The following is a 17,008-nucleotide window of genomic DNA, read 5'->3' as shown; positions in this document are numbered from 1 at the left end:
ATTTGCGCCCAAACCTTGACCATTTACTATTCCGACCATTTTGCTAACCCTTTGCTGTTCGTAAATATCAACCCGCTGTCATTACCAAATGGAATTTAAATTGGCAAATACGCAACGGACTAACTGCACTATTTCTTATCTGTGCAAGGTATCCACGGAATTCAGAAAATGTTTAGCGATTTTTTCCAAATATTTTTAAATAACTATATTTATTTGAAAAATGAATGGTAAAACAGCAATTTCTTAGAGGGATTTAACAAAAATATTTTTTAATGGAAACTATTCGAACCGCATTGACAGCGTGGATTTTTTAAGACTTGATTAACCATGGCTATGCCGTAGGCATTCTTGGTATCAGCTATTTGCTGCACCTCATCAATAACTAGCACCCCTCCCCCTGTGTTGCGCTCGTCCGTCAAAGACATCGTCTGCCAAGATCAAGGAATTGCCGTCTGCATTCGGTTACCTGGTTCGCGTGAACTTCAAATTACTGAACCAGTTCCGCCATGCTTGTGTCGCTCTTGTGCGCCGCCAACACTACCTTGGCTTTGAACGCCAAAGTGTGGTTCCTTCTTGTCTTTTTGGTTATGCTTGCTCTTACAATCGGGCCTTTCAGCCTGGATCATGATGCAAGGTTTCCATTTAACCTGCTGTTCGAATTGCCGGGGTGGCTGGATCTGCCAACGTATCGCTCCTGTCTACCGTACCGGCAGGCGATGATTGCCTGGTGAGATCGGTGAGACGGTCGCGCACGTCATGGCTCATCTCTTGGCCGCGATTGGCCGCCTGCCGGGTCATGGATAGCGGAATCTGGGCCAATAGCTGGCTGATCGGGGACGTGACGGATACATGCATATTATTTGCAATTATCCCGGTGCGCCGCATCTGAAACCTGGCCTTGGTGCTGGCTGACGCCTGCTTGTAGCGCCAGTCGAAATAGTTCGATGTGCCGCTCAACTTGCCGGTTGCGATACTCTTCCCGCCAATCGAAAGCTTGATGTCGTCTGGCAAGTCCGCGAGCCTTTCGAGGTCATCGACCAATTTGTCGAGCGCGACATCAATCCTCGGATCGCTCATATCCATCGCTGAAGGATCTACCTCGGCAATGTCCAGCCTCAGAGAAACCGGATCGCCATGCCGTGCCAGCGTTCCCAACAACTTCGCCATGCTGGTCTTCTGGAACCGGGCGCGTTCGGCTGAGTTGTATGGCGCCGTAACCGGAGCCGCTCCCTGTAAAAACGCACGCGCGTCGTTCTGATCGTTGAATATTTTAGGAACATGGACACCGTGGCTTAGCTTGATTTCATTCTTGATGTTCAAGCCCAGGCTTGCCGCAGCACCGGAAATATTGGCGACGCCCCCCAATGTCGCGGAACCTGCATTGGTTAGGGTGTAACGTTCAACCTCGCCGGCGGTCAATCTTTTCGCCAATTCGGTCGCTTCTACCTGACCACGGCCATCGCCGGTGAACAGCGTCTGTGCATCGACATTCCTGATCGCCGCAAGAGCCCGGGCAGCCGATTGCAACCCGGCCTGCGCAGCAGGACCGTCCTCCTCGGCTAGCACATTCTTGATGCTGGATTGCGCCAGTTCGAATGAGATCCAATCGCGCAGGCTGGCTTTGACGTCTGCGCGCAAGCCAGCATTAATCTGTGCCTGCGCAAATGCGCGACGTTCGGGCCGGTTGGACGATGGCTGTCCGGTGCGGGCAGCGGATTTCAGCAATGCCGTCAGGGTCTTGCTGGTCTTACCTAGCAAAATACGGCCCATGCTGTCCAGGCGCATGCGATACGGCGTTTTCCAGGCGTCGGCGAGGGTCGAAGCTTTGAACTCGGTCTTGTGCGTCTGCGTAAAAGCCGCTTCCAGCTCCTGTATGGTCTGCGGGTCGGTGGCGGCTTCCATCTGCTGCCGGTAATCGGCATAAGCTACCCAGTTCGCCAGCGGCTTGACGTCATGCTCTGTCGTGTCATGGCGCGCAATATCGTCTAGCGTGGCGAGTAACTTGCCTTTTGCCTGTGTGCGTACTTCCGGGTGGCGCCAGAGGCGTTTTTCCTTGACGTAAGTTTGATAGGCTTGCGCTCTTTCTTTTTGCTGTATGGCCGCATTGCCGCCTAGCAGATCGAGCGATTTTCCAAGCGCCACGATGGCGCGCTTGGCCTTGGCCTCGCCATCTTTACTCGGCCCGGAACTGAGCTGATAGCCCACATACATCAATGCCACTGCTGTCACTGCTACAGCACTGACGCCGCCAGTCACGGCGGCCGCAGCAGCGTGGGGCAAGATACCCAGAATGGTCGACGTGACGGCAAACGCAGCGCTTGCGCCACTGACGCCCAGGTAGCGCTTGTTGCCCTCATATTCGATTTTGGCGCTTTCAGATGCGGTTTTGTAGTCCATCTTCTGTTCGTTGCGCAAGCAGAACCGTGCATACTCGATGCTCAATTTTTTTCCTGCTGCGCGCACATCGTTTTCAGCTTGCAACCGCACCGTGGGAGAGATGCCAGGAACAGCAAGTCTTGATTTCGCGGCATCGAGCAGGGTCTGCGCTTTTTCCATCCGCTGCACGCACTGGCGGATTTTCGGTAAGCGCCATACGAGTGTTGCCGCTGCACTCAATACGTTGGGGCCGGTTTTCGCGCTCGGAGAGGCATCAGCTTTGCCCAATGGCATGATTTCCTCGGTACCTGCGTTACGCAAGCGCAATTCGGCGGAATCAAACGACAGCTTGGTAGTCACTGCTGTGAGAATTAATTGCATCGCAGACAGAGCGGTTTTTGCTGCCGGATGGGAGGCAGCGGCAATCTGCGCGATGCTGCTTAGTGCACCGCCCACGGTAGCCGAAGACATGACGGGCTGTCGGTGCAGAGCGCCGGTTCCGGTCGTCTTGAAACTATTGAGCACTTCGTCGGGATTCTCGATCCCTGCAGCCTTGAGAAAGGTCGCGATCATTTCCCGATAGTAGTCGTTGTCTCCCGCCTCTTTGGGAAGAAGCCTCTGCCCTCGCCTTTCCTCGGGAATTGCGCTGGCATGGGCACGTTCGAAATTAAGCGCCATGAGCCTGGACAATTCCGGTATAGCCGGTGAGCCAGTTTGGCTGTTACGCCACCCCTGGCAAATTTCAAGCGTGTTCTCCAGATTCCACTGTCCGACCCGGATGGGAGGTGTGAATGGGACTTTTTTGATATTGACCAATTGCGCTAATCGGTCTTTGACTGTGCCGCGAGAGAATTGCGAAGCCGCCGCCGGTGTGCTGGATTGGTTCTCCCGCACCTCCGGCTGCGACTTCACGCTACCACTGCGCCGTACGCCGGAACTCGTAGAGGGCTCGGTGCGTTGTTGACTCCGCTGGTCATCCTGATGCTCGGCAATGCTGGACAAGGAGATGACGCTACGTCGGGAAGAGCCCATCGGCGGCGCACGCAATGTACTCGACGAGGGCTCTGCCTCACTGCCCCTTCGCGAATTGTTTAATTCAGCTTGTGACAGCCATGAGGCGACGATTTCCTCGCTCGCAAGCGGTGTGACCGACGAGTGCGAGCCTGGCAAAACGTGAAGATCAATCACGGCGGACAGATCCTCAAGCTTGGTCTTGCCCTTCGATATAATAGATTGCGCTAATGGTTCCTCACCCCATACCCCATCGTCACTACGCGCCGTGCTATCGAGCAGTGCTACCGAGGCGGACGTTGGTGGTTCTCGAAAACTACGCGATGACGGAAGACCCGGCGTGGCATGGCGCGATAGCCCAATATCAGACTGAGAGCGCCGTGCGGTCTGATCGACTTGCGCGGATCTTTCATCCATACGCAGGGAGACAGACGGTGTCATGCGGATATTCACATCCGCGTTCGCCCCTTTTTGCGACGAAATATCGTCCGCGCCGACGCTTGCGTCCAGAACGCTTTCCCAATCCTCGTCCTTACCATCGGCGGTTTCGGCTTCTTTGCCAGAAGGCATAAATGGTTCTCGAAAGCTGCGCGACAAGGAAACGGCTACTTCCGTTTTGCGTGGCAGGTTGAGTTCAGATTGGGAACGCCTTACTCTAGACATATCAGAAAGCGTGGACAATTGCACTGACATACCGCTTGCTTGCCCGCACTCCACTGGCGGGTTCTTCTGTGTGGTCGACGATGCGGTGGATGGTGGTTCCTGCGCAGAAGTTTGCGCTGCGACCGGAATTCCCCTATCAATAATGGGGCGAATAGGCATAGCAGACTCCAGGTAGTTTGCAACATTAAGCTGCCATGCCAAGCATTGAAAAAATAATGCTACGAATTTCATTTTCGCGCCTGGCTGGCTTCAAGCTATACTACAAGCAAGCCAAAAGCCATTTCCCAACACAGCGAACTCCAATCGCATACGACGAAGCAATTGGAGTTCGAATTGACCAGTGTTAAGACAAAGATTAGCTGTTGGCGACACTCGCGGCAATCAACAGGTCTGCATTTCATGGGCTGATAGTAACCGTAGTTTCTGCAAAGACCACAGTCTCTATTGCGCGCAGCAAAGAAACACCATCGATGCCAGCCTTACTTTGCAGCAGGTGTCAGTACAATATTTGACCAGATTGTAATCGGCCAGGTAACGGGTCATCATCACAGTGTCATTACCCAGACCGCCATCAAGCAGATAATTGCCGTTGCCGATATTTTTCGGCAGCATGATCGTATCGTCGCCTTCACCGGCAGAAACGATGCTTGATGCCAGACTGGGTGTGAGTACATCATTGGCAGCGGTGCCGTTGAAATTGTATTTGTATTTGTCCACTGCATCGACCGGCGGCAGGCTGTGGTAGTTTTGTATATTCCAACCGGCGTCGTGCAAGATCAGCAAGCCCCGCTTCTGAGGAGGCACGGTAAGAGTTGGACACCTTCCATCAGTCACGGCCTTCAGCACCGCCACCGCCAAAGCGACCACCTAGTCCGGTTGCAACTGCAACAAAGAAGCCATGCCGGGTGGCCCACCACAGAACGCCGCCAATTGAACCACCGCCCGCTAACGCATGCCCTACACGTGACTGAAATTCTCCGCCCAACGCAGCCTGCGCCAACAACAGCAAGCCAAAGGGGAAGCCAATCAGCAAGGCCAATCCAACCAGCCATAGTGACCAACGCCGCCCGTTAACCTGGCCGGAAGCGTCACGCGCGCGCTCATGGCTATCGAGGTAAAGCGACAGTGCCACAATGGCAGTGAACGCGCCGGCCACGGCGAAGGCGATACGGGCTGGGTGAGGCAAAAACGCTTGCAGTGCCAGATAGGCAATCAACAGCACAAAAACGAAATGGCAGAAACTGCGCAACAGCAACATCAAATACACAGCCGGTTTGCCGGGAAACAAAAACACCGCCAGACCGATCGCCAGCAAGCCTGCAAAGATAGGAGCGGCCCATACCTCATCGACGTTACCGGAAAGACCAGCACCGACAAAGACCGTGATGATAGAGAAAAAGATAAGCACCGCTGCGACGTTGCCCACAGCCTTGGCAATTCCCAGCCAGCGTGACAGCATGGTGCCATTGGTTGAAAACAGGTTGAGACTCCACAATAGCGGAAGCACACCAGCGATACCGGCAACGCCGAATGCAGCCGTTCTGGAATCCCATAACATGTAGGCCGCAGAGCCCAGAAAGCACGCAAACAACGGTGCACTAATCAGACCACCCCAGCGGCTGAAAAAAATAGGAAACAAGGCGAAGGGCGAAAAAATGACCATCACAAAAGGTAGTTTCCATTCCGGATGGCGGTCCAGAATATTCTCGGCACTCGGGGGTGCCGCATTGGCTGATGCGGCAGGGAGTGCCGCTTCGACCTCGTCCAACAGTTGATTCAGGCTGGTCGCAAGCGGCTGATCCTTCATATCAAGCAGCAGCTTGTCGACCCATCGCGCCGCCTGTATATCGGGAATCGTGCCCTCGAGACCATAGCCCACTTCGATGCGCGCCGCACGGGTAGTCGGTACCACAAGAATCAACAAACCGTCGTCGCGCCCGGCGTGACCGAGCTTCCAAGCCTCTACCACGCGTAGCGAATATTCGGCCAGCGCCTCATCGTGGATTCCGCTGGAAATCAAAATCGCAATCTGTGCCCTGTCTGATGCCTGGATGCTGCGCAGTCGCTGCGCCAGGATCTGTTGCGCGTCGGTGTCCAACAGCCCGGCTTGATCAACTATCAAGTCGTGCAAGTCGGGGACTGAATTGGGCGCGGATGCACCCATCGCCACTGATGCGGCGAATAGACAGCACCCGACTATCCATCTGTAGAGCTGTTGACGCATCAATCTCATTCCTCATAGACGATACAGGTCAAGTCCAGTCGCCGCATCTTGCCCTATTCGGGCCACTGAGAGGCACGGCCCCAGCCCTAGCATGCATTCCACGTAGAGTATAGCACCGTGCACTGATAGTGCACTTTTATGACGACTTTACCGTGCCAGTGACCCCTGTTGGTCAAGCCCCCCCCCCACCTAAAGGCAGACGACAACGAGCTTGAAGCGGGCCTTCTATGGCCGCGTAGCTTGTACAGATAAACGGAGGGGGCGGAAAGGCTTTCCGCATTTTGTTAAATCAGTTCGCTGAATCTCACATCCAAAGCGCCCTCCTCCTTGCCGCACAAATAAAAAAGCCCTTGATAATCAAGGGCTTTTTCGTATTCCGTGGCGGAAGCTGTGAGATTCGAACTCACGAAGGCTATAACACCTCGCCAGTTTTCAAGTTCTCCCCATAAATCCATCAAATCAAGCATGTATATAAAAATCGTTTCCGTCTGCCCCCTCCTCCATAAAACCCGTTTTCCCTATGAGGCAAGAGGCCGGAAATACCCCTTTGCGGAAATGATTTACAAGCATAAGCCAGGCACTAGATCTGCTGGCCAGCATTGCACTCATTGGGGCAGATTCAAGCTAGCACAAACGATCGTTCTAAAATAAAGTACCCCTCGGGAAAAGAGTAATTTAAGTAAGATTAATTTTTGATTGCCTGAAAACCATTGATACATAAGGCTTTTAAGAGAATAGCAAACTGTAAGAATTATGTAATGAAGAAGTAAGCTAATTACCTATATAAAGAGTGTTTTTTCACTTTTTAAATATCCTTTAATATCAAGCACTTAGATTTTTCTTACCTTTTGAATTACAGAATCTTACATAAAAATGTAAGATAATATCCCTATACAAATCAAATACTTAGACCATCTTTTTCTTTCGACTTACTTAAATTACTCTTTTCCCTAGCCCTCCCCAAATCTCAGGAAAATCTGTGTTTCACTCTGTATGGCCGCATAAAGGTATGTTCATTTTGGATACACCTGCGACTTTGCATGAAATCTGCGTCAAACTGCGTCATCATTTGAGGCTATCCGGGCGACCGCAAACGTAAGCCGGGCTTGGTCCTAACTCGTGACGCATATTTGAGTCAAAAGCGACCTATTTAGCGGGCAGGCGTGGTGGGGGGATGTCTGCGCGCCAGGGGATGAAATGGGTTTTGATGTCTGAAAATTGCTTCGGTGCAAGTACGGGGGGGTGAGTTGCCATCAATGCATTGACACATCGACAGGCTTGCATGTGCATGGGAATGGCGCATAATACTGATTATTTATACAGTATGTGCATCATGAAAGTACATCTATTAGAAATGCGTCGGGCAGGCATAGCTCTGCACCGTAAACAGGTATTTGACAGGTTCAATCACGGCAACCTGGGAGAGCTGACGATCTCAGAATCCACCGACCAAGGACTGCACCGTCTTGTTCATCTTGCCCGCTTCACTCGTGGCACCTATGAAGAGACATTGTTTGAACCACGCCTGCTATGGATGAATAAAGGCCGGTTCATGCTCACTGGATTCCAAAGGCGTAAGACAGAAGACGGTATTGTAGAATACGCACAATCTTGGCTATGCCTTACGGAGGACGCGCCAGATTTACCGGAGGGACGATAACAAGCGCATCACCCAAAGTAATCTAACCTACCCACATCAACTAAAACTGCAAAGGTCACAACATGGGTATGTCATGGGTCATTGGTTACAATCCAAGTTTGCCCAAAGATCAGCAATGGCAAGAAGTTTATGTCAATTCAACTACTGACATGTATCTGTCGACGCTTCTATCGGATGCTCTTGAACATTGTCTTCCTGACTTATATAGCAAGCTCACAGAGCAAAGCGGATGCCATTTCATACACTTTGATGAGCTATCAAAAGAAGAATTCAAGCTTGTTACAGATGCGATACTTCAATTTTTGAACAGGACTAACCACACGGCCGTTCAGAAGGAATGCGTAGAATTATGGGTCACTTTGCTTCTTCCCTTGTTTGAACTAGACGAAAGAAATGCTGCATAGTTACACATGCATCTTTCCTGATACTCCAATCTCTTACATATCGCAATGACCGACGAAGAAAAGTATCTTTCTGGGATGAATTTGGAAGGTCTCTCGCTACAAGCCATACAAATATATATTGCGCTCGCTCAATCCAGCAGTGGCGACCCGATAACCCAGTCATGTCTGGACTGCAACCAGATACTGAATGTGGAAGCACTGAGTATAAATAAAGGCATTAGGCCATGTGCGTGGGCAATTTCGTGTCCATGCGGAAAATGCAATACAACTTTTCGAGGGCTTTAAATGCGCCAGCTATTGCGACGCTTGCTAAGAATAATCACTGGCCCCAGCTATGAAGAAGCAAGGGAAAAAGCGCGGCCTTCGAAAACAATCAAAGACCGGTTCGGAAATGAACTTGAAATCTGTAAAAAATGCAACGTACCTGTAATAACGCAACGGGGCACTAACAAATGCCTGAATGGTTGTGATTTTGGCCACTGGAATATGAAGTTTTACGATTTACCCAAGGCTAGTAACAATTACAATCCTTCAAAGCATCGGTGGTGCGATATATGCCACGGTAATGGCAAGCATTATTTCCAAGAAGGTGGCGAATGGTGTGCAAAACTCTGCGACCCATGCCAGGGTGTAGGATCTTTTCAAGACAAAAAGTACACCGAGGCAGAAGAAGTAGACCTATCCCAGCCACTAACACTGGATGTAGATAAAGAAGGATGGACGCACTGTCCTAATTGCAACGTCCAGTTTCAAGTAGCAGATCCCAACGAATGGCTCGAAGACCGCCATAGACGCTGCTACCAAAAACTGATCTACAAAATTTAAATAGTTCGATTGTGCCCATGCAAACAACTGAAGACGAAAAAAAATGTCCTGAATGTGGCTGCTGCCTATCTAGCTTTGAACTTGGATCTTCGGCTGGCATGCAATGTAGCCAGTGTCATTGGATGGTGGCAACAACAAATCACAATACTTTCTTGCATGACAGCACACTTTATACCGTGTGGGCGAAGTCATCCACTTTAGATCGATCACACTTCATCACCGGGTTGGCAGTCGCATTGTCCCTAGGCACACTAAAAGCAAGACAAATTGTTGACACCGACACACCCATTGCCGCGTGCATAAGTGCACACGAAGTCATTATGTTGCGCAACAAACTAACCCCCAAAAAAATATTCTTGAGAATAGAACCAGCCTTTCCCTGGTGACTAGCAATCAAATTGCACCCGCCCTAACCCGCGCCGCCCTCTCCCTCTCAAAATCATCCCGACAATCCCGATCACAAAACAGCGTATCGGGTGCCACTGGTTCATCACAAAACCGGCAAGACCCTGTACAGCGCATACGCATACCACCCTGTGCATGCGCAATCGCCGAAGCAATAAACGTCTCGACATTTTTATCTGACATATCCGCAACATCACTCATTTCGCATTACCTCCCTCATCCCCCAATGAATAAGGCGTGAAGCGGATCACCTCTTCGCCCAGCCATTCGTTACACTCCCTAAACCGCGCCTGCAGCGGTTCCAGCTCATTCATGGCAAACACCTTGGCCGCCGGTTCAACAGCGCCGAAACCGCCCGTATTGTTCGGCACCAGGCCCAGCAGCTGGGGCGGTACGCGATGTGCGGCCAGCATGTCGTCGCGGGTCACGTTCTTGATGCTGAAAAACTCATCCTTCGCCGCCACTTCAGACACCGGCAATATCTGGATACCGTCCTTCTTGCCATTGGGCGCATACATGAACACATTGCGGAAATTGCCCGGCCCCTTGCTATCGCGTAGTGCCTGGCGCATGTTGTCAACGTCACTTTGATTCTGTGCCGGGTCTGTCATGTACAAGATGAAGCCAGCGTGTGAGCCGTTCTTGTAATACTTGCGGCGGAATAGCGTTGCCGCCTCATTCAGCCAGGCAGAATGCAAAGCACTCAAATACTCAGGCAGGCCGTACACCTCTTGATTGATGTCAGGCTCCATCAAATGGAAAATCGCCCCAGACTCAAAGACATGATCTTCCTGCCAGCCCCGCACAAAGGCGTATTGGTTTAAGTCATCACTGCACCGGCGCATATACTTGGCAAGCGCAGGATCAAGCTGCAAAGGCTTGCCAGTGCGACTTTTGCGGTTTTCCAGATAGGCATTACCAAACACAAGGAAATCCAATGCAAAGCGGCTAAACGCCTCGCGTGACAGCAAGGCATGCGGCACAAACGTGGCTGCCAGCAAGTTGCGCTTTACATAGATCGCCGTTGAATGGTGCACGCTGGCACGGAACGACTTAGCCAGGCCGTCCCAACTGATAGGCGGCTCGTAATATCGGCCATTCGTCCAGCACTCGATATAGTCCAGAATCTCAGCCCGGTCTAATACCGGCGTCGGGTCGCCAAAGCTGAACACCTCAGCACCCGGCGACGCTGGCAAGGCCGGTACCGCTTCAGCCTGACTACTTGGCGCGGCACTATGCGTTATAACTTCCTGGCCGCGCCTTTTCTTTCTCGTCATGAATACACCTCCATAAATGATTGATTACTGCCTATGCCGCCGTCCAGTGGCTCATGGTCCAGCGCATGCATACACGCCCAGGCTAAGTCCGCATGCCCGGTTTCTTCGCTACGGTCTGCCACATAGGTCACATGCTGGCCGCTGGCCGTCAGCGTCTTTTTAATCGTCATGAATGCCTGCGCCAGATCCGTGGCCCCGGCGTCAAATTCCAGCCGCCCCTTGCTAATCACATCGCGGGCCTTGATGACCATGCGGCTCTTCACAGCCGGGTCATAGTTGATTTTGGTTACATTGGGATAGAAGTTCTTCACCAGCTGGTGAACACCCTCACCCATGCCGGTGGCGTCAATGCCAATAAAGGCGACGTGATAGCGAATGGTGGATTGCCGTATCTGTTCAGCCTGGGCCGCAAAGTCCATGCCCCTGAACTGCATGCGCTCCAGCACCCGGAACTTGCCGCCCGGCGTGCGCGGTGGCGCAAGTATCACCAGCCCGGCACTATCGCCAGTGAATGCTGGGTCGTAGCCTATCCAGACCGGGTTATCACCATATGGCCGCGTGGTGAAGGGTTTAAAGTCTGTCCAGTCCACCCAGGCGTCCACCATGCACTTTTGCAGCTCTTGCAGGGGGAACACAGACGCCGTGTCATCAATAAACTGACACATCAACAGGTTTTCAAACTGATCCGGGCTGTACTCATACAGGCGCAGCTCGTCAATATCGAACAGATCACAGCCCCCAGCCTGGGCGTCCATGATGGTGACGATTTGCCGCCACATCTTGTCTTCGCCAGTGAAGCCACTGGCAAGCCGCTTGTGACTGACATCAATATTGACCTGGTCTTTTTTAGGCCGCCGCTTGTTGAACAGCTCACCTGTCCAGAACGGGTATGCCTCATGCGTGATGCTGGAAGGCGTAGAAAAATAAGTCTTACGCCATTGCTTATGCAGCGCCATACCTGACGCTACCTTGTTCAATTCCTGAAACTTATGCGTCCAGAAAAATTCATCAAAATAGAAATTGCCGTGATAGCCCTGTGCAGTACGCGCATTCGTACCCAAAAAATACAGATGCGCGCCGTTCGGCAGCACAATAGGATCACCCGCCAGCTCGATGCCTGCCGCCTCTTTGGCAAACTGGATAATGTATTGCTTGAATACATGCGCCTGCGCTTTGGACGCAGACAAAAAAATCTGATTGCGCCCGGTTTCCATGGCATCGGCCAAGGCTTCCCGCGCAAAGTACCAGGTAGCCCCAATCTGCCGCGATTTGAGTATCACCCGCGTGCGCTCATGCCCATTGCGCAGCCACACCTTCTGATAATCAAACAGCGAATCGCGGAATGCCTCTAACAACTGGTCGCGCTGCTCATCACTAAAATCATTGCGCGTCGGCTTCTTCTTCGGCCCCGCATTGCGGTTAGCCAGCTTAGGATTCAGATCCACTTCATTGCCGCCCGGTGCTTCATACCGCCGCACCCGAGCCGTCTGCACGGCCTGGCGCATCAGCAAATCAATTTCCTTGAAGTCGCCGCCGGTCTTAACGTCCTTGGCAATCAACTGAACCAGGCGTGTTTCAAGACTCGCTTCGATTTTCTCTATGAACGGCGTGTCGTCCCATTTCTCCCGGTCGCACCAGCTCTGCACAGTGGTGCGCTTGATATCCAGATGCCGCGAAATCGAAGATACCCGCCATCCCTGCCAATACAAGGCCTGCGCGTGTTTCTTCAGGTCATAAGTAGGCGCAACCGTTGCGCCATCAGCAGGCGCATCCAGTTCGTTATCGGGGGAAAGTTCAGACGTGTCATCGTCGGCAAGATCAATCATGCCGCCAGATTACGGGCTTCGCGCCCGCGCAGGCAGTCCGAGCAAGTTGTTATAAATCTTATCAACTCCCTGCTGATTGAAGCAAAAACTCACAAGGCAGACTATGCCAACTGCACAGCCAGAATCCAATTTATACCTTACTTCAAAAGCACACCATGTCAAAAAAATTCACATCAAAATTTTTCCGCGTCGCAGTTGAAGGCGCAACCACCGACGGCCGCAAAATTGATCGTAGCTGGATCGAGCAAATGGCTAAAAACTTCGATCCCAAAACCTACGGTGCACGTATATGGTTAGAACATATACGCGGCACCGTGCCAGACAGCCCCTTCAAAGCCTACGGCGATGTAACAGCCGTCAAGGCCGAAGAAGTCACCATCGACGGCAGCAAAAAATTGGCGCTGTATGCCCAAATCGAACCTACCCCTGATCTGGTGGCCCTGTCCAAAGCCAAACAAAAGATTTACACCAGCGTAGAGATTAACGACAAATTCGCCGACACCGGCGAAGCCTATCTTGTCGGCCTGGGCATTACTGACAGCCCGGCCAGCCTGGGTACCGAAGTATTGAGTTTTGCTGCCAGCAATCCCAACGCCAACCCCTTTGCAGGCCGCAAAACCAACCCTGCGCATCTGTTCTCTGCCGCTGTCGAAGTGAATCTTGAATTTGAAGAAGTCAACACTGAAACCACCAGCCTGGCTGCAAAAGTTAAAGACCTGCTCAAAGTCTTCAACAGCAAAAAAGGCGGTGACGATGCCCGCTTTGATGATCTCGGTCAGGCAATTGAAACCGTCGTGGAACACACCGCAGACCAGGAACAGCGTTTTAGTGAATCAAGCAAACGCGTCACCGAGCTGGAAAAGAACCTCAAGACCGTCACCGACAATTTCAACAGCCTGAAAACCCAGCTCGACAAAGAACCCGGCAACCAGACCGCCAGGCCAACTGCCACAGGCGGCAACGGCACAGAACAAACCGACTGCTGAACCCGGCAAGGCACAGCAAACACCACAACATCAACGCACACACACACAAAACACGGAGTAAGCACGCATGAGAAACAATACCCGCCTGGCCTTCAATTCCTTGCTGGCCCGCCTGAGCGAACTCAACGGCGTCGATGACGCTACCAAAACCTTTAGCATCGCCCCCACAGTGCAACAAAAGCTGGAAACCAAGATACAAGAATCCAGCGAGTTCTTAAGCAAAATCAACATCATCGGCGTGACCGAAATGGAAGGCGAAAAACTGCACCTCGGCATCACCAGCCCGGTCGCCAGCCGCACTGATACCACGCAAACAGAAAGACAGACCCGCGATTTGACCACCCTGTCCAATGACCGCTACCGCTGTGCCAAGACAGATTTTGATACACATATCCCTTACGCCAAGCTCGATGCCTGGGCCAAGTTTGCCGACTTCCAAACCCGAATCCGTGACGTCATCGTCAAACGCCAGGCGCTGGACCGCATGGTCATCGGCTTTAACGGTACCGCCGTGGCACCCAATACCAATATCGCCACTTACCCGCTGCTGCAAGACGTAAATAAAGGCTGGCTGCAGCAAATGCGAGAAAACGCCCCTGAACGTGTCTTGTCTTCTGGCGCTACGCCCAACAAAATCAAAATCGGTGCCGGTGGCGACTTCGCCAATCTGGACGCCGCTGTCTATGACGCCATCAATCTGCTGGACCCATGGTTCCGCGAAGATGCAGGCCTAGTTTGTATCGTCGGCCGCCAGCTCATGCATGACAAGTATTTCCCCCTGGTGAACAAGAATCAGGCCGCAACCGAAACCCTGGCCTCTGACATCATCATCAGCCAAAAACGCATCGGTGGCTTGCAGGCGGCAACGGTGCCTTACTTCCCGGCAAACAGCATCCTGATTACGCGCTATGACAATCTGTCTATCTACTTCCAAGAAGGTGCGCGCCGCCGTCAGGTTATGGAAAACCCAAAACGTGACCGCATAGAAAACTATGAATCCTCGAATGATGCCTATGTCGTTGAAGATTACGGCATTGCTGCAGCCATTGAACATATTGAGCTGGTGGCCTGATCATGTCACACACCAGCCTGGCCATGCGCCACTTTGCCCGTATCACCGCCGAGCGGGCCAATGCACAAAGCAACCAAGGCGGCGAACTCACCGGCAACGCCTATGAGCTGATGCTTGCCAAGCTCATCAACGACAAGCAAAGACTGAAGGCCATCAAGTCTATCCAGCGCAAAATCGAACTCAAGCGCGAAATTCTGCCTGAATACGACGACTGGATTAACGGCGCACTGGAAAGCGGCAACGGCGCGCAAGACCAGGTATTAACCACCGTCCTGGTCTGGCATATCGATGCGGGCACCTATGCCCGCGCCCTGGACATCGCGCAATACTGCCTGGTTCACAATCTGAGTCTGCCAGACCAATACGCCCGTGACGTGTCCACCCTGCTGCTGGACGAAATCCCTGGCGCATATCTCGAAGGCCGATTTGAAAGCCCGGCCGCAGCCGTGGAAACTCTGCGGGCTGTGCAACTGCTGACCGTCAATGCAGATGTACCAGACCAGGCCAGCGCCAAGCTGTATAAGGCGCTGGGCTATGCGCAGATAGGCAAGATGGGCAATGGTGACATTGACTTTGAACAGTTGCCAGAAGATGCCGCCAGCAAGGCGCTGGACAACCTGCGTCGCGCCCTGGACCTGTTCCAAAACATAGGCGTCAAAAAAGACATAGAACGGCTTGAACGCCGTTTAAAGAAAACTGCAGACGATGAAACGGGCACCAGCCCGCCACCCCCTGCATAACCAGGCACCCTCCGGCGCCGGGCGGCGTGGGCCGATCAGGTATTTCTAGCCATTTACCCTGTGACAGCCCACCCACCGCCCACTTGATTGACTCAATGAAGATCCAGACCCATGCCCTCATTTATTGCCAACCCACCAGGCGGCCCGACCAGCGCAAGCCAACCAGACAACATCATTACAAATGATGGATTCTTTCCGGATCTGGATGTCAACGCCATGCGCGACGCCATCAGGCTGGACGGCACTGTCACTGATGCCCGCCTGATCGCGGCCACCGTGGACGCCATTATCTTTGTGAATGACCAAGTCAAAGAGCTGAAGGCATCTGCGCAAAACGCAGGACACAGCAGTATGGCTGCCATCCCCGCAGCCCAGGTCAACCGGCAAAGCGTCCTGATATCCCATTACCTGCGTGCTGTCTATTGCACGGCAAAAGCGGAGCTGATTGAACGCTACAAGGATTACGACAGCACCGCCACGTCATTGGATGACAAGAAGCTGGTCGGCTTTCTGGCAAATGGCCCGGATGAAGAACGCAGGAATGCAGCCTGGGCGATATCTAAGCTGATGGGCCGCCATCAAGTCACGGTAGAGCTGATTTGAATTTGCTAACCCTATGATAGTGCGCGCCCAACAAAACGACACCTTAGACCTGCTGATCTGGCGTCACCTGGGCAGCACCAGCGGCATCGCTGGCGTGCTGGCCTTGAATCCCGGCATCACCAGCCTGGGCGCGTTTTTGCCTATGGGCAAAGCAATCACTTTGCCAGACCGCGCACCTGCAGCACCCGTGCTGCAAATGATTAACTTGTGGGACTAACCATGAACGACAACCACATGGAACCAGTGAAATCTATGCCACCTATCGCCATCAGTGCCATCACCTTGCTGGGCATTCCCCTCAATGAATGGGTATTCATCCTGACGATTGTTTACACCGCGCTGCAAATCACCTTCTTTGTACGCGACAGGATGTTAAAGCCCTGGCTGCACCGGCGCGCAAATGCGCAGAAAGGCAAAAGCCAATCATGAGTACGGATATCAAACAAAAACTGATCGCTGCAGGCATTGCCGCCGCCTTGCCATTGATTGTCCTCTTTGAAGGCACCCGGCAAACCGCCTACCTTGACCCCGTCAGCATCCCCACCATTTGCCGGGGCCACACTGGTGGCGTCAAGCTGGGCCAGACTGCCACCATAGAGCAATGCGACGATATGACAGTACAAGACCTACTCAAAGCCAAGGCATCAATGGAAAGCTGTCTGAAAGTCCCACTTAACGACAACCAGCGCGCAGCCTTCACTTCATTTGTCTTTAATGTAGGGCCGGGCCGCAAAGGCGTTAAGGACGGTTTCTGCGTGCTGGAAAGCGGCAAGCCTTCAACCATGATTACCTTGCTCAATAAAGGCGACTACACCGGCGCATGCAATCAAATGCAGTTTTGGAACAAAGCCGGTGGCGCGGTGTATGCAGGCCTGACCAAGCGCCGGGCCGCAGAGCGTGCACTCTGTCTGAAACCAGTATAAGGAAACCGCCACC

At 52.6% G+C, this 17,008-nt stretch carries 16 protein-coding genes; 10 read left to right on the top strand and 6 right to left on the bottom strand.

Going from position 1 to position 17,008, the window contains the following annotated elements; genetic code table 11:
* Window positions 1-642: 642 nt before the first annotated feature.
* The 4 genes from AC1RVX_RS17505 to AC1RVX_RS17490 form a co-directional block, all read right to left on the bottom strand.
* Window positions 643-4,209, bottom strand: coding sequence for a hypothetical protein (locus tag AC1RVX_RS17505; protein WP_493217866.1), 3,567 nt, complete (start codon window positions 4,207-4,209; stop codon window positions 643-645).
* Window positions 4,210-4,491: 282 nt separating this feature from the next.
* Complete coding sequence (locus AC1RVX_RS17500) at window positions 4,492-4,833, bottom strand: hypothetical protein (RefSeq protein ID WP_493217865.1); 342 nt, start codon at window positions 4,831-4,833, stop codon at window positions 4,492-4,494.
* A gap of 43 nt (window positions 4,834-4,876) precedes the next feature.
* A complete protein-coding gene (locus AC1RVX_RS17495) occupies window positions 4,877-6,274 on the bottom strand; it encodes a TPM domain-containing protein (protein ID WP_493217864.1) in 1,398 nt (465 codons plus the stop codon).
* Window positions 6,275-6,558: 284 nt separating this feature from the next.
* Window positions 6,559-6,741: a hypothetical protein gene (locus AC1RVX_RS17490; protein ID WP_493217863.1), complete on the bottom strand. Its 183-nt coding sequence runs from the start codon at window positions 6,739-6,741 to the stop codon at window positions 6,559-6,561.
* Window positions 6,742-7,607: 866 nt separating this feature from the next.
* Between AC1RVX_RS17490 and AC1RVX_RS17485 the strand changes: the two genes are divergently transcribed.
* The 3 genes from AC1RVX_RS17485 to AC1RVX_RS17475 all read left to right on the top strand — a co-directional run bounded on the left by AC1RVX_RS17485 (window position 7,608) and on the right by AC1RVX_RS17475 (window position 9,163).
* Complete coding sequence (locus AC1RVX_RS17485) at window positions 7,608-7,934, top strand: hypothetical protein (RefSeq protein WP_493217862.1); 327 nt, start codon at window positions 7,608-7,610, stop codon at window positions 7,932-7,934.
* A gap of 62 nt (window positions 7,935-7,996) precedes the next feature.
* Window positions 7,997-8,338: a hypothetical protein gene (locus tag AC1RVX_RS17480; protein WP_493217861.1), complete on the top strand. Its 342-nt coding sequence runs from the start codon at window positions 7,997-7,999 to the stop codon at window positions 8,336-8,338.
* Between the two features lie 285 nt (window positions 8,339-8,623).
* Window positions 8,624-9,163: a hypothetical protein gene (locus AC1RVX_RS17475; protein ID WP_493217860.1), complete on the top strand. Its 540-nt coding sequence runs from the start codon at window positions 8,624-8,626 to the stop codon at window positions 9,161-9,163.
* 602 nt (window positions 9,164-9,765) lie between these two features.
* On the opposite strand, the gene AC1RVX_RS17470 is transcribed toward AC1RVX_RS17475, so the two are convergent.
* Entirely contained in the window at window positions 9,766-10,845 is a 1,080-nt protein-coding gene (locus AC1RVX_RS17470) for a phage portal protein (RefSeq protein WP_493217859.1), read from the bottom strand.
* The gene (locus AC1RVX_RS17465; protein WP_493217858.1) at window positions 10,842-12,671 is read right to left on the bottom strand and encodes a terminase ATPase subunit family protein; all 1,830 of its coding nucleotides are present in this window, start codon (window positions 12,669-12,671) and stop codon (window positions 10,842-10,844) included. The genes AC1RVX_RS17470 and AC1RVX_RS17465 overlap by 4 nt, the downstream gene beginning before the upstream one ends.
* A 155-nt stretch (window positions 12,672-12,826) precedes the next feature.
* Between AC1RVX_RS17465 and AC1RVX_RS17460 the strand changes: the two genes are divergently transcribed.
* From AC1RVX_RS17460 to AC1RVX_RS17430, 7 genes are all read left to right on the top strand, one after another.
* On the top strand, window positions 12,827-13,657 hold the full coding sequence (locus AC1RVX_RS17460) for a GPO family capsid scaffolding protein (RefSeq protein ID WP_493217857.1): 831 nt from the start codon (window positions 12,827-12,829) through the stop codon (window positions 13,655-13,657).
* A gap of 67 nt (window positions 13,658-13,724) precedes the next feature.
* Window positions 13,725-14,729 carry a phage major capsid protein, P2 family gene (locus AC1RVX_RS17455; protein ID WP_493217856.1) on the top strand — a complete coding sequence of 335 codons (1,005 nt, stop codon included), beginning with the start codon at window positions 13,725-13,727 and terminating at the stop codon, window positions 14,727-14,729.
* 2 nt (window positions 14,730-14,731) lie between these two features.
* The gene (gpM, locus tag AC1RVX_RS17450) at window positions 14,732-15,469 is read left to right on the top strand and encodes a phage terminase small subunit (protein ID WP_493217855.1); all 738 of its coding nucleotides are present in this window, start codon (window positions 14,732-14,734) and stop codon (window positions 15,467-15,469) included.
* Window positions 15,470-15,580: 111 nt separating this feature from the next.
* On the top strand, window positions 15,581-16,072 hold the full coding sequence (locus AC1RVX_RS17445) for a head completion/stabilization protein (RefSeq protein WP_493217854.1): 492 nt from the start codon (window positions 15,581-15,583) through the stop codon (window positions 16,070-16,072).
* Window positions 16,073-16,085: 13 nt separating this feature from the next.
* Complete coding sequence (locus tag AC1RVX_RS17440) at window positions 16,086-16,289, top strand: tail protein X (protein WP_493217853.1); 204 nt, start codon at window positions 16,086-16,088, stop codon at window positions 16,287-16,289.
* Window positions 16,290-16,291: 2 nt separating this feature from the next.
* Window positions 16,292-16,501 (top strand): phage holin family protein, encoded by a 210-nt coding sequence (locus tag AC1RVX_RS17435; RefSeq protein WP_493217852.1) that lies wholly within the window; start codon window positions 16,292-16,294, stop codon window positions 16,499-16,501.
* Complete coding sequence (locus tag AC1RVX_RS17430) at window positions 16,498-16,995, top strand: lysozyme (RefSeq protein ID WP_493217851.1); 498 nt, start codon at window positions 16,498-16,500, stop codon at window positions 16,993-16,995. The genes AC1RVX_RS17435 and AC1RVX_RS17430 overlap by 4 nt, the downstream gene beginning before the upstream one ends.
* Window positions 16,996-17,008 lie beyond the last annotated feature (13 nt).

The sequence above is a fragment of the Undibacterium sp. GW821-FHT11B02 genome, assembly GCF_058808955.1.
The sequence above is the reverse complement of the archived record's forward strand: the minus strand, read 5'-3'. Positions and strand labels throughout refer to the sequence as shown.

Bases quoted from the DNA above. Each gene is read 5' to 3' on its own strand.
- AC1RVX_RS17505 (WP_493217866.1), bottom strand. From the start codon at position 4,209: ATGCCTATTCGCCCCATTATTGATAGGGGAATTCCGGTCGCAGCGCAA.
- AC1RVX_RS17495 (WP_493217864.1), bottom strand. From the start codon at position 6,274: ATGCGTCAACAGCTCTACAGATGGATAGTCGGGTGCTGTCTATTCGCC.
- AC1RVX_RS17490 (WP_493217863.1), bottom strand. From the start codon at position 6,741: ATGCTTGATTTGATGGATTTATGGGGAGAACTTGAAAACTGGCGAGGT.
- AC1RVX_RS17485 (WP_493217862.1), top strand. From the start codon at position 7,608: ATGAAAGTACATCTATTAGAAATGCGTCGGGCAGGCATAGCTCTGCAC.
- AC1RVX_RS17480 (WP_493217861.1), top strand. From the start codon at position 7,997: ATGGGTATGTCATGGGTCATTGGTTACAATCCAAGTTTGCCCAAAGAT.
- AC1RVX_RS17475 (WP_493217860.1), top strand. From the start codon at position 8,624: ATGCGCCAGCTATTGCGACGCTTGCTAAGAATAATCACTGGCCCCAGC.
- AC1RVX_RS17470 (WP_493217859.1), bottom strand. From the start codon at position 10,845: ATGACGAGAAAGAAAAGGCGCGGCCAGGAAGTTATAACGCATAGTGCC.
- AC1RVX_RS17465 (WP_493217858.1), bottom strand. From the start codon at position 12,671: ATGATTGATCTTGCCGACGATGACACGTCTGAACTTTCCCCCGATAAC.
- AC1RVX_RS17460 (WP_493217857.1), top strand. From the start codon at position 12,827: ATGTCAAAAAAATTCACATCAAAATTTTTCCGCGTCGCAGTTGAAGGC.
- AC1RVX_RS17455 (WP_493217856.1), top strand. From the start codon at position 13,725: ATGAGAAACAATACCCGCCTGGCCTTCAATTCCTTGCTGGCCCGCCTG.
- gpM (WP_493217855.1), top strand. From the start codon at position 14,732: ATGTCACACACCAGCCTGGCCATGCGCCACTTTGCCCGTATCACCGCC.
- AC1RVX_RS17445 (WP_493217854.1), top strand. From the start codon at position 15,581: ATGCCCTCATTTATTGCCAACCCACCAGGCGGCCCGACCAGCGCAAGC.
- AC1RVX_RS17440 (WP_493217853.1), top strand. From the start codon at position 16,086: ATGATAGTGCGCGCCCAACAAAACGACACCTTAGACCTGCTGATCTGG.
- AC1RVX_RS17435 (WP_493217852.1), top strand. From the start codon at position 16,292: ATGAACGACAACCACATGGAACCAGTGAAATCTATGCCACCTATCGCC.
- AC1RVX_RS17430 (WP_493217851.1), top strand. From the start codon at position 16,498: ATGAGTACGGATATCAAACAAAAACTGATCGCTGCAGGCATTGCCGCC.